Origin of the sequence: Serratia sp. C2(1) (genome assembly GCF_036352655.1) — a bacterium.
GTDB lineage: Bacteria > Pseudomonadota > Gammaproteobacteria > Enterobacterales > Enterobacteriaceae > Serratia > Serratia inhibens.
The window spans coordinates 511,060-523,240 of sequence record NZ_JAZFBA010000002.1 but is presented as its reverse complement, the minus strand read 5'-3'; the positions used below and the strand labels follow the sequence as shown (position 1 = coordinate 523,240).

Below are 12,181 nucleotides of genomic sequence, written 5' to 3'. Positions count from 1 at the left end.
GACACGTGAGCAAGAGCGCGACATCCTGACGATGGCATCTAGCTCACGAACAAAAAGTGGGGATAAGATAAATTTTCTTCAGAGGGAAGTAAAACCCCGTGTGCGTTCATTGCGCAAAATCACGGTAAATTGACTGAATTTCTTCCTGAAAGAAGCCGCGATAGAGCAGATAACGCTGAACTTTGGCTTTCTCTTTCCAGTCCGTTGGCAGCTCGTCACCAAATTTCCGCTGCGCCACCTGCTTAGCTTGTTCACACCAGTCGATATCACAGTCCGCCAGCGCCGTCTGAGTCAGCTCTTTATCCACGCCCTTTTGCATCAGTTCCGAGCGAATGCGCTGCGCGCCGTAACCTTTACGGCTGCGACTGCCGATATAGCTGCGGGCAAAGCGTTGATCGTCCAACCAGTTGTGCTGATAGCAATAAGTAATAACCTGCTCGATAACGGCAGGATCTACGGGTTCTTCAGGGGATGGCGCAGAGGTGGGGAGGGTCTTGGAACCAAATCTGGCTTTCGCCATAAATGGCTGCGCCGCAAGTTTGCGGCGCAGTTCAGCTTCACTATGATCGCGTTGCGACAGCAGGCGCATGGCGCGGCTTAGCAAATCATTCATTATTCAAGCCTGATTTAATCGATGTTGGTGCACCCTAAATGGCACGCACCAACCTCAACAGCGATTAAAACTCTTCGCTGGTTTCAGCTTCGCCATCATCGAAGCTTTCATTGGTAGCAGTAACCAGTTCGCCGTTGCTGTGCAGCAGCAGGTCACGCAGTTTTTTGTCCAGTTCAGCGGCAACCGCAGGGTTTTCTTTCAGGAAGTTGCAGGCATTTGCCTTACCCTGCCCGATTTTATCGCCGTTGTAGCTATACCAGGCACCGGCTTTCTCGATCATCTTGTGCTTAACGCCCAGATCGACCAGTTCACCGCGGCTGTTGATGCCTTCACCGTACAGAATTTGGAACTCAGCCTGCTTGAAAGGCGCTGCAATTTTGTTTTTCACCACTTTAACGCGGGTTTCACTGCCCACCACTTCATCGCCTTCTTTAACCGCACCGATACGGCGGATATCCAGACGAACAGAAGCATAGAATTTCAGTGCGTTACCACCGGTAGTGGTTTCCGGGTTGCCGAACATGACACCAATTTTCATACGGATCTGGTTGATGAAGATCAGCAGCGTGTTGGCGTTTTTCAGGTTACCGGCCAGCTTACGCATCGCCTGGCTCATCATACGCGCCGCAAGGCCCATGTGTGAGTCACCGATTTCACCTTCAATTTCCGCTTTTGGCGTCAGCGCCGCTACGGAGTCAACAATGATCACGTCAACCGCGCCAGAGCGGGTCAAAGCATCACAGATTTCCAGAGCCTGCTCGCCGGTGTCCGGCTGGGAACACAGCAGGTTGTCGATATCGACGCCCAGTTTTTTGGCGTAAATCGGATCCAGCGCGTGCTCGGCATCGATGAATGCACAGGTTTTACCTTCGCGCTGCGCGGCAGCGATAACTTGCAGCGTCAGAGTGGTTTTACCGGAGGATTCCGGGCCATAAATTTCAACGATACGACCCATTGGCAGGCCGCCCGCACCCAGTGCGATATCGAGTGACAGTGAGCCGGTAGAGATCGTTTCTACATCCATAGAACGGTCTTCACCCAGACGCATGATGGAGCCTTTGCCGAACTGTTTCTCAATCTGGCCCAGTGCCGCAGCTAACGCCTTTTGCTTGTTCTCATCAATAGCCATTTTTGCTCCTTCGTTTCGCAATGCCGGTGTTACCCCACACTGCAACGGAATGTATGTTGTGCAGGAAATGTCGCTAATTATACTGTATGGTCATACAGTATCAAGCCTAATTTTACAAAAATTCGTCAAGTGCGGTTTGCAGTGCAAAAATCGTCGCCTGAAGCCGCACCGCATCACGGTCGCCGGCAAATTGCATCTTTCGCGCCAACACTTGTCCAGAGCGTTCGGCAAAACCAAACCATACGGTACCCACCGGTTTTTCCGCACTGCCACCGTCCGGCCCGGCAATGCCGCTGACCGACAGCGCCAGACCGGCCTGCGCCGCATGTAACGCCCCCTGCGCCATCTCGCGCACCACTTCTTCGCTCACGGCACCGTAGGCAGTCAGGGTCGATTCCGCCACGCCCAGCAACTCGTGTTTCGCCGCGTTGCTGTAGGTGACGAATCCGCGATCGAAATAGGCGGAGCTGCCGGCAATATCAGTGATGGCTTTGGCGATGCCGCCGCCGGTGCAGGATTCCGCACAGGTGATCCACAGGCCCTTGGCCTTCAGTTTTTCCCCTACGGCAATGCTGAGTTCCCGCAGCTGATTTTCACTCATAACCCCTCCATAGCGAATCAGGTATATGCGCCCGATAGTAGCATTTATCAAGCTTGACCGACGCCGCAATGACAGAAATGCGCAGCGCCTCGCAGGAGAGGCGGTGTTAAGCCGCGGGTCAAACTGCTAGTATCAAATGTAACGCCCGGGTTAACGAATGGCGTTTCAGGATGAGGGATCTCACAGGGCCGTCTGTGCTGCCGGCATGGCTGGCCCAGGCAAACCAGGACAAAAGATTAGGATGATAGAGTGAAAAAAACGTTAGGCGTCTTCTTCCCGTTGTATACCACCACCCTGCTGATGCTGCTGGGGTCAGGGTTGCTCACCACTTACATCTCCCTGCGTTTAACCTCAATCCATGTAACAGGCGCGCTGATCGGCGCAATTATTGCCGCCAACTACATCGGCCTGGTGATCGGCGGTAAAGTCGGTCATTTCCTGATTGCCCGCGTCGGCCATATCCGCGCTTACGTCTCCTGCGCCGGCATCATTACCGCTGCGGTGTTGGGGCACGGCCTGACGGAGTACATTCCTGTCTGGGTGGTGCTGCGCCTGATTATCGGCCTGTGCATGATGTGCCAGTTTATGGTGCTGGAGAGTTGGCTGAACGACCAGGCGGAATCCAATCAGCGCGGCATAGTTTTCGGTTTCTATATGGCCGCCACTTACCTGGGCATGTCGCTGGGCCAGGTGGTGCTGATGCTGCAGACCAATCTCGGCATCACCACGTTGCTGTTGATCGCGCTGTGTTTTGCACTCTGCCTGGTACCGATCGCCCTCACCACTCGTACCAATGCGCGTCACATGTCACCGGCGCCAATGGAACTGCGCTATTTTGTCGGCGCTATTCCCAAGGTACTGGCGACCACGCTGGTGATCGGCATGGTAGTAGGCTCTTTCTATGGGCTGGCACCGGTCTACGCCAGCATGCAGGCACTCACTACCCAACAAACCGGCCTGTTTATGGCGATCTCCATCTTTGCCGGACTGGTGGCACAGTTCCCGCTCAGTTGGCTGTCAGACCGCTATAACCGTACGCTGTTGATGCGCATCAATGCCATTTTACTGATCGTGGCGGCATTGCCGCTGGCCCTGGTACCGCACATTGATTTTCCTGTGCTGCTGGTTGTGGGATTTATCGTCAGCATGCTGCAATTCACGCTGTATCCACTGGTCGTGGCATTGGCGAACGATCTGATCGAGCCTGAGCGGCGCGTATCGCTGGCAGCCTGTTTGCTGATGGCGTTCGGCGTCGGTGCCAGTATCGGTCCGCTGGCGGTCGGTGCGCTGATTCAGCCGCTGGGCGGCAACATTCTGTATGCGTTCTTCTCGCTTTGCGGCGTATTGCTGGTGGCCTTCAGCCGTACGGTAAAAGAAGACGAATCGCAGTTTGTGCAGGATGCGCCATTACCGCATATTCCCCTGCCGGACAGCCTGACCAGTTCGCCGCTTTCCCCAGCATTGAACCCAACCTTCGATGAGCAGATCATCCACGATACCATGCCGCCTCCGGAGGCCGCACCGGATCCGGTAGATGATCAACCCAGCGAAACGCCGGCAGCGGAGGACCCCATCCCGCAGGGCGCCGATCCCGACGAGGATACGGGGTTGAAAAAGGCCCACTCGATGCTTTAATCATTGTCCCCTCTTTGAGCGCGATACCCTAGCGTCACAGATCCAGGAAGGATCCCAGGCGGTAACCGCGCTCCGCAATCGCGTTTTTGATGCCTGGCGCGGTTAAAACATCCACTTCAGCAAGCCGCGGGTAGCAGTATTTGCTCTCCAGAAGGGTTTTATCCAGAAATGCAGGGTGGCACATCATCTCTACTGAACCGGCGCTGCGTTCGTCGGCCCGCTCAAGCACCTGCAAAAACAGCGCTTCGGATATGGCCTCACCATAAAAGCCCGCATCAAACCACTCGGTGCTGCGATCATAACGCAGCGGAATTTTTTGCTGCTCCACTGCCCGCCGGTCAATACGCAGCGGAATGGATTTGGACTGAGCGAAGGCTTCCACCAACGGATAGATCTGCGGCAACATATGCGCATGATGGTGGCTGTCGATATGAGTCGGCGCTTTGCCGAAAACGGCCACAAACCTGTCGTATTGCCCCACCAGCTCATTGTAGATTTCGTCCAAATCCAGCATCGCAGACTCGGCCCTTTCCCACAGCCACTTACCGAGCTCCCCCCGCTCGTTGACCAATGACGGCATCAGGGTCAATGGGCGCCCATGAGTCAACACAAAATGCAACCCCACCCGCAACCCGGGAAACACCTTGCTCAATTTCGCCGCGTGATACACGTCCTCGCCGTTCACCATGGCGGTAGTTGAAGAGACAACCCCGTAGTGAAACGCCTCGATAACCCCGTAGTTCTGGCCCTTGCTCAAACCAAAGTCGTCGGCATTTACTATCAGTAACTTTTCCATTTTGGTATCCATTTAACAAATTTTTGGCAAGGGAAAGCCGTCCGTCAGGTACGGCAGGTCCCCTTCGCGTATGCAAAAAAATTATTTAATCAGGTTATGGGTGGCCTGAAAGGTATTCGGAATATCGGCGTTAATACTTATCGGGAGCGGCCCTAAACAGGGCCGTAGAACTTTTTTCGGTAATTACCCGGCGTGACTTCGGTGAGTCTTTTAAAGTTTTTAATAAACAGGCTCACGTCGCCGTAACCTGAATCGAAGGCGATATCCGACACGGAATAATTCGTCACCTCAAGCTGCGTTTTGGCGAAGTTGACGCGGATTTCATTAATTACCTGCATCGGGGTTTTATGGTAGTAGCGCCGCATCGCCCGGGTCAGGTATTCCTGCGTTTTCCCCGACAGCTCAACCATATTCAGCAGCGCCTTTTCACCAAACATCGCTTTATCATGCATGCCCGCCAGCGTGTTCTTCAGCCATTGGGGAATATCATCGCCTTCGCCGCACTCTTCCTTGTAATGACGGATGCGGCTGACGATATAAAAAGTCAGCGTTTCCAGGAACTCGGCAAAGTCGTCTTCGCGAAACTGAGGGGAACCGACCACCGACTCGATATAGGCCAAAAACTCGTTCTTCAGGCTATAGGCCTGCGAGGCAACAAAACAGCGCGGTAAAAGCTGCAGGTAGTGCTCCTCAAAGAAGACCTTGCCGACCGCCACGTTGAAAATTTTCGCGGCGCCAAACTCATAAAAGCTCTGGTGCCGCGAGCCGATAGGGATAAAGACAAAGTCTCCCCGCTCCAGCAGCACCCGCTTGCCGTTGATCTCCTGATAGCATTTACCGCTCAGGACGATGGTGAACTCATAGTAGTCATGCTGATGCAGCCCGGTTGCGCTCTCCACCTTGTTATAGATAAACAGATGAAAGTCTTTGCAGTTAAAAAAATCCTGCTCCCGAATCAGCTTAACGTCGTTCGCATTCAGCGAAACCTGATTATCAGTCACCGCGTGCGCTCCCCTTAGTCAAAACCGTTTTGTTTGGCCGTTTCGGCAAACCAGTAGCCACTCTTTTTAAGCGTGCGCCGTTGGCTTTCCCGATCCAGTCTGACTAGCCCGTAGCGATTCTTGTAGGCATTGAGCCAGGACCAGCAGTCGATAAAGGTCCACAAATGATAACCTTTACAGTTGGCCCCCTCCGCCAACGCCTGATGCAGCCATTTCAGATGTTCGCGGATAAAGTCGATGCGATAATCGTCCTCCACCCGCCCAGCGGCGCCGATAAAGGCCTCTTCACCCTCTACGCCCATACCGTTTTCTGAAATATAGCAGGGAATGTTGCCGTAGTTTTCCTTCAGATCCGTCAGGATGTCATACAGCCCTTTTTCATAGATCTCCCAGCCTCGGTGCGGGTTGATCTTGCGGCCAGGCATGTCGTAATAGCTGAACAGATCTTCCGGCATCGTCACCTTATCGGTGGTCCGGAAACCTTCCTTCGCTTTAACCCTGCGAGGCTGGTAATAATTGACGCCCAGGATATCCACAATCCCCTTGGCGATCAGCTGTGCGTCCTCTGGATCCGTCGGTGGCTGCAGCCCATTGGCTTTCAGCAAATCCACCAATTCTTGCGGATAACGCCCTTTTGTTACTGGATCCAGGAAGCTCTTGTTCAGCAGCAAATCCGCATAGTTGGCCGCCACAAGGTCTTCCTGGCTGGTCGACCGGGGATAGGTTGGGCTCAGGTTCAAAATAATGCCTATCGTGCCCTCGTTGCCCACCGCTCTGAAATGGCTCACCGCTTTGGCGTGCGCCAGAACGCTGTGGTATGCCACCACGACGGCCCTTTTGAAATCGACCACGCACGGATAGTGCAGGTCGTTCAGATACCCCGCTTCCACCGGCACAATCGGCTCATTGAACGTGAACCAGTGGGTGACTCTGTCGCCGAACAGGGTGAAGCAGGTTTTGGCATAGCGAGCATAGGCTTCGACTACCGCCCGGCTTTCCCAACCGCCTTTCTGCTGCATGCACAGCGGCATGTCGAAATGGTAGAGATTGATAAATGGCGTGATGCCTTGGGCCAGCAGGCTATCAATCAGCGCGTTATAAAAAGCGACGGCTTTGGGGTTCACTTCACCATCGCCATCAGGTATCAGCCGGGACCAGGAGATGGAGGTTCTGAAGGTGTTATGCCCGAGTTTTTTTAACAGCAGGATGTCTTGCTGGAAATTGTCATAAAACGTGGACGCCTCGGAGGGGCCAACCTGATGATGAAAACGTTCGGGGGCGGTTTCATGCCAGTAGTCGAAGATGTTGCGGCTTTTGCCATCCCGCGCAGAAGCCCCTTCAGACTGCGGCGCAGAGGTGGCGCTTCCCCACCAAAAATCGTCAGCAAATTGATATTTCATCCAAACGCCCCTAAAACCGGGGCAGCAGACGCTGCCCCATTCCGACAGTTAGAATTTCAGCGCCTTGGCGATATCTTCTTCGCTCTCGGTCGCCTGATCGATCTGGCTCTGCGCCTTGTTGGAGATCATCACAAACGGCAGGTAAATCAAGGTCGCCACGCCCAGGTTGAAGAAACTCAGCAACATGGCGACAATGCTGCCATTGGTGTTGAAGAACGCCCCCAGCCCGACCGGCATGGTCCATGGCGCAATGTTGGTGATGGGCGGGATCATCCCGGTGTAATAGGCCACCGTGGTGATAATCGTCAATACCGGTTGCACCAGGATGAACGGAATAAACATCACCGGGTTCATTATCACCGGCAGGCCAAACAGGATAGGTTCATTGATCTGGAAGATACCCGACGGGGTCGCCAGCTTGGCGACCTGACGGTAGTCTTCACGGCGTGAGGCGATAAAGATGGCGATAATCAGCCCCAGCGTCGAACCGGTCCCACCCAGGTAAATGTAAGAGTCGACGAACGGCTTCGCCCACATGTGGAACTCTTTGCCCGCAGCAACCGCCGCCTCGACGGAACCGTACTTGTTGTAAAGCTCCACGTTCTCCAGCGCGAAGGGCGTCATGATGCCGCTGTCCAACGCCGCCAGCGCCATCGAGCCATGCACCCCAAAGAACCACAGCAGCGAGGAGAACATCACATACACCCACCCCACGACGCTGCCCATTTTCGCCAGCGGAGCCGAGATGCTGTCCATAATGATTTGGTGGAAGTTGGTGCCCCACAGCGTCAGGCAATAGGCCAGCACGCCCATAATCGACAGAATCAGGAAACCGGGGATCAATGCAGAGAAAGAACGTGATACCGAAGAAGGCACGCTGTCCGGCAGGCTGATCACCCAATTGCGGCGCACCACAAAGGCAAACATCTCCGCCACCACCAGGCCGATCACCATACCGGAAATGATGTTGGCGCCCCCAAGCCAGTTAGCGCCGACGGCATAAGCCTCACCAACGCTGAACGGTGTTAACGTCATAAAGGCGGCAACCGCCAGCAACGCGGCCGCCAGCGGGTCAACCTTACGTTCTTCCGCTAAAGCCATACTGATAAAAAAGGGCGTCATCAGGGACATGATCCCCAGGGTGCCGTTATACACGCTGCCACCGATGCTTTTCAGGCTATTCAGCGTTTCAATGGTGGATGCATCCAGCCGCACTCCCAGAGAGAAGAAGAACGATCCCTCACCGAAGCTGAGAAACACGTTGTTGATCAGAACGAACATCGCCCCGGTCAGCGTCAGCGGCATTAACCGGATAAACCCGTTTTTAATGGCATTAACATGGGGTTGCTTACCAATTTTCACGGCAAAGGGCAGAATGACCTTTTCCAATGAGGCAATTAACGTATTCACGGCAACGCCCCTTATTGGTTAGCTTTTTTTATTGTGGCAACCGCCGCCTTCAGCACCCCAAGGCCATCGAGTTTGCCGTACAAAACGGAGTCGATCACTTCGACCGGCTTATGCGGCAACTGTTTTTGCACTTCGGCAAGCGTGTAGGCAATCTGTGGCCCCAGCAGGATCACATCTGCCTCAGCGCCTTTCTCCGCAGCCAGAGCTTCGGGATAAGCGGCAATGATCACCGGCACCTCGTACTTCTCCGCTTGCGCTTTCATTTTTGAAACCAGCAGAGAAGTGGACATACCGGCAGAACAAAACAGATAGATTTTTTTCTTTTCCATACCAAGCACCTCAAGATAATCCAAAAAACCCCGTGTCATTTGTATGCCAGATGCAATCAAGATTGCCTCACGCACATTCCTTATGAAGTTTCCGTTACGTTGCCCTGGTTGCCGACAGTATACGGAGACGGTGAAGCGGACCGATAAGCCACTGGCCAATAGAATCGTCTATCCTTGACCTGCCGGCTTGACCCTCTTCACATTTCACATAAAAAAATAGTGTGACTGACCTCTCAAATAACCCTTTAAAACTCGTTTAAGTCGTCAAAAACCAATAAATAACAATTATAAACAATAAGTTAAAAACACACAGGATATTTATGGATAACTTTTGGCGTAACAGAGCCGGCAACGGACGGATGAGGGAAAAATAGTGCACCCTTGATTAGAGCGAGGCACAAGAAGGGAGCAAATTCCGCCGACGGAGAATGAGAGAAGGACAAGAGGAAACGCGCCCGGCTGCAATGCAGCGATTTCAGCCGGGGAAACGCAGCATATCTATTACCGTCGTTAAAGCGACCGGATGGTTTCTGCGGTTGGGATAATACAGATAGAAACCCGGGAATGCCGGGCACCAGTCCGCCAACACCCGCTCCAGGCGCCCGGTGGCAAGATGCTCCGCCGCCTCATTCTCGATGGCGAAGGCAATACCGACATTCTCTAACGCCGCCTGCAGCATCAGCCTGCCGTCATCGAGTATCAACGGGCTATTTACCGCGACGGAAAGTACCTTGTCCCCTTGGCGAAACTCCCATTTATAGAGTTCGCCGGAAGAGATCTTGCGCCATCCGATGCAGCGATGATTTAACAGATCGCTGGGCATATCTGGCTTCCCATGGCGTTGGAAGTATTCCGGGGTCGCGACAATGGCCAGCCGCAAATCCGGCGACACCCGTACAGCCCGCATGTCGTTGTGCAGGTCTTCTCCCAGCCGGATGCCGGCGTCAAATCCCAGTTCGACGATGTTGGCGAACCCCTCCTGCGCCACAATCTCCAGCGTAATGCCGGGACAATCGCGAGCCAATCGCCCCAAATGCGGCAACAGAACCAGTTCGATCGCCGAACGGGGAGCATTGATCCGCACCAGCCCGCGCGGCTGCTCGCGAAAGGTATTCAGACTTTCCAGCGCAGCGTCGATATCGGTAAACGCGGGCACCAGTCTGGCCAAGAGATGCTCGCCGGCTTCGGTCGGCGACACGTTGCGCGTGGTTCGATTCAGTAACCGCAGGCCGACCTGCTCTTCCAGTTCACGCATCGTGTGGCTGAGGGTCGGCGGAGTAACGCCAAGCCGGGCGGCGGCGCGTCTGAAGCTACGTTCATTGGCGATCGCTACGAAAGCCGCCAGGCCGGACAATTCGAGTTTCTTCATCGGATTGATATAAATAATTTAATAGTGAAATGAATTTTTAACGGATAGTTATCTTTTTGGCAACAACATAGCATGGCCGTGTGCTCAATAACCCAGAGTCCATATCATGACTATACATACTGATTCAGCTCGCACCCTGCAAAAACGTTTGGAAGGAAAGGTGGTCCTCGTCACCGGCGGAGGCACGGGCATCGGGCGTGCCGCAGCGCTGGCCTATGCCCGCGAAGGCGCTCAAGTGGCGTTGGCCGGGCGTCGTTCGGCAGAGATCGAGACCACCGCCGGCGAGATCATCGCCGCTGGCGGAGAAGCCTTGTCCGTGGTGGCCGATGTTTCGCTTGAAGAGGATATCCGTCGGCTGATCGCTGCGGTAATCGCCCGTTACGGACGGCTCGACATCGCCTTCAACAACGCCGGCATACTTGGGAATTTTTCACCCATCACTCAACAAAGCAGTGCGGATTTCGACCAGGTGATCGCCGTCAATCTCAGAGGAGTGTGGCTGGCGATCAAATACGAGATAGAGACTTTCCTGGCGCAAAATTCTGCCGGTGTCATCATCAACACCTCTTCCTGGCTCACCCACGGTGCGCTCGCCGGCTCGTCGAGTTACTCCGCCAGCAAAGGGGCGATTGACGCGTTAATCCCCGCAGTGGCACTTGAATACGGACGCCAGGGTATCCGCATCAATAACATTAATCCCGGTATCATCGAAACACCGATGGCGCACAGCAGCGTCGCCGATGCCGGCGATTTCGCGCCTTTTATCGAACACACCCCCGTCGGGCGCATGGGGCAACCGGAAGACATCGGCGATGTGGCGGTCTGGCTTGCAACGGACGAAGCCCGTTTTGTCACCGGGCAAAGCCTGCTGGTGGATGGCGGCTACACCATCGCCGGCATCCGCTGAGGAACCGCATAATGAACTACGTACGCCTCGGCCACAGCGGCCTGAAAGTTTCCCGGCTCTGCCTGGGCTGCATGACCTACGGCGATCCCGCCTGGCGCCCCTGGGTGCTGAAAGAAGAGCAGGCTCGCCCTTTCATCCAACAAGCGCTGGAAGCCGGCATTAACTTTTTCGATACCGCCAATATCTACTCCACAGGCGAGAGCGAGCGCATTCTCGGCCGTGCGCTGAAAGACTTTGCTCGCCGGGAGGATATGGTGATTGCCACCAAGGCGTTCTTCCCTATGAGCGCACACCCCAACAATCGCGGCCTGTCGCGCAAACACATCATTCAAAGCGTCGAGGCTTCTCTACAGCGCTTGAAGACAGACTATATAGACTTGTTCGTCATGCACCGTTTCGATGAGGAAACCCCGATTGAGGAAACGGCCGAAACGCTCGATACTCTGGTGCGTGCAGGCAAGATCCGTTACCTGGGCGCGTCTTCTATGCATGCCTGGCGCTTTATGAAAATGCTGGATTTTCAGCGACACAATAAACTGGCCACCTTTATTTCCATGCAAAGCCAGTACAACCTGATCACACGCGAAGATGAAGAGGATTTGATTCCGCTGTGCCAGGAGGAAGGCATAGGCCTTACTCCCTGGTCGCCGTTGGCTCGGGGCACGCTGGCCGGAGCGAAAATCACCGGCACACTGCGTGCCGAAACGGACCAGCAAAGCCCACTCTGGTACGGCGGCAGAAGCGAAGTAGAGCAATCCATCCAGGCAGTCGAATGCATCGCCGCCGATCGAGGAGTGCCTGCGGCTCAGGTATCCCTCGCCTGGCTAATGTCCAAAACGGCGGTCGCGGCCCCCATTGTGGGCATGTCCAAATCGCACCATCTCCAGGATGCCCTTCAGGCGCTGTCTCTCACGCTGTCCAATCAGGAAATCGCAACGCTTGAGGCGCCTATGAAAGAACAAATTCGCCCTCCACGGTGGTAACACTCCCC

The 12,181-nt window shown here is 54.6% G+C and carries 12 protein-coding genes; 3 read left to right on the top strand and 9 right to left on the bottom strand.

All coding sequences use genetic code 11. The features are described 5' to 3' along the window. Positions 1-106: 106 nt before the first annotated feature. From recX to pncC, 3 genes are all read right to left on the bottom strand, one after another. Positions 107-613 carry a recombination regulator RecX gene (recX, locus tag V2S86_RS17950; RefSeq protein ID WP_330763540.1) on the bottom strand — a complete coding sequence of 169 codons (507 nt, stop codon included), beginning with the start codon at positions 611-613 and terminating at the stop codon, positions 107-109. Positions 614-677: 64 nt separating this feature from the next. Continuing rightward, a complete protein-coding gene (recA, locus tag V2S86_RS17945; protein WP_004950320.1) occupies positions 678-1,742 on the bottom strand; it encodes a recombinase RecA in 1,065 nt (354 codons plus the stop codon). 112 nt (positions 1,743-1,854) lie between these two features. Beyond that, on the bottom strand, positions 1,855-2,343 hold the full coding sequence (gene pncC, locus V2S86_RS17940) for a nicotinamide-nucleotide amidase (RefSeq protein ID WP_330763539.1): 489 nt from the start codon (positions 2,341-2,343) through the stop codon (positions 1,855-1,857). A gap of 249 nt (positions 2,344-2,592) precedes the next feature. Here pncC and V2S86_RS17935 point away from each other — a divergent pair, with 249 nt between their 5' ends. Further along, complete coding sequence (locus V2S86_RS17935; RefSeq protein WP_330763538.1) at positions 2,593-3,978, top strand: MFS transporter; 1,386 nt, start codon at positions 2,593-2,595, stop codon at positions 3,976-3,978. 34 nt (positions 3,979-4,012) lie between these two features. Here the strand turns inward: V2S86_RS17935 and chbG are convergent, their stop codons facing one another. The 6 genes from chbG to V2S86_RS17905 form a co-directional block, all read right to left on the bottom strand. Next, entirely contained in the window at positions 4,013-4,774 is a 762-nt protein-coding gene (gene chbG / locus V2S86_RS17930; protein WP_330763537.1) for a chitin disaccharide deacetylase, read from the bottom strand. A gap of 152 nt (positions 4,775-4,926) precedes the next feature. Next, a complete protein-coding gene (gene chbR, locus V2S86_RS17925) occupies positions 4,927-5,775 on the bottom strand; it encodes a transcriptional regulator ChbR (protein WP_330763536.1) in 849 nt (282 codons plus the stop codon). Between the two features lie 14 nt (positions 5,776-5,789). Next, the gene (locus V2S86_RS17920) at positions 5,790-7,175 is read right to left on the bottom strand and encodes a glycoside hydrolase family 1 protein (protein WP_330763535.1); all 1,386 of its coding nucleotides are present in this window, start codon (positions 7,173-7,175) and stop codon (positions 5,790-5,792) included. A 48-nt stretch (positions 7,176-7,223) separates the two neighbouring features. Further along, positions 7,224-8,585 carry a PTS N,N'-diacetylchitobiose transporter subunit IIC gene (gene chbC, locus V2S86_RS17915; protein ID WP_330763534.1) on the bottom strand — a complete coding sequence of 454 codons (1,362 nt, stop codon included), beginning with the start codon at positions 8,583-8,585 and terminating at the stop codon, positions 7,224-7,226. 11 nt (positions 8,586-8,596) lie between these two features. Next, entirely contained in the window at positions 8,597-8,914 is a 318-nt protein-coding gene (locus V2S86_RS17910) for a PTS sugar transporter subunit IIB (protein WP_006317708.1), read from the bottom strand. A 475-nt stretch (positions 8,915-9,389) separates the two neighbouring features. Then, positions 9,390-10,283 carry a LysR family transcriptional regulator gene (locus V2S86_RS17905; RefSeq protein WP_330763533.1) on the bottom strand — a complete coding sequence of 298 codons (894 nt, stop codon included), beginning with the start codon at positions 10,281-10,283 and terminating at the stop codon, positions 9,390-9,392. A gap of 106 nt (positions 10,284-10,389) precedes the next feature. On the opposite strand from V2S86_RS17905, the gene V2S86_RS17900 reads away from it, so the two are divergent. Both V2S86_RS17900 and V2S86_RS17895 read left to right on the top strand, forming a co-directional pair. Then, on the top strand, positions 10,390-11,190 hold the full coding sequence (locus V2S86_RS17900) for an SDR family NAD(P)-dependent oxidoreductase (protein ID WP_330763532.1): 801 nt from the start codon (positions 10,390-10,392) through the stop codon (positions 11,188-11,190). Positions 11,191-11,201: 11 nt separating this feature from the next. Further along, on the top strand, positions 11,202-12,173 hold the full coding sequence (locus tag V2S86_RS17895; protein ID WP_330763531.1) for an aldo/keto reductase: 972 nt from the start codon (positions 11,202-11,204) through the stop codon (positions 12,171-12,173). The last annotated feature ends 8 nt before the right edge of the window (positions 12,174-12,181 follow it).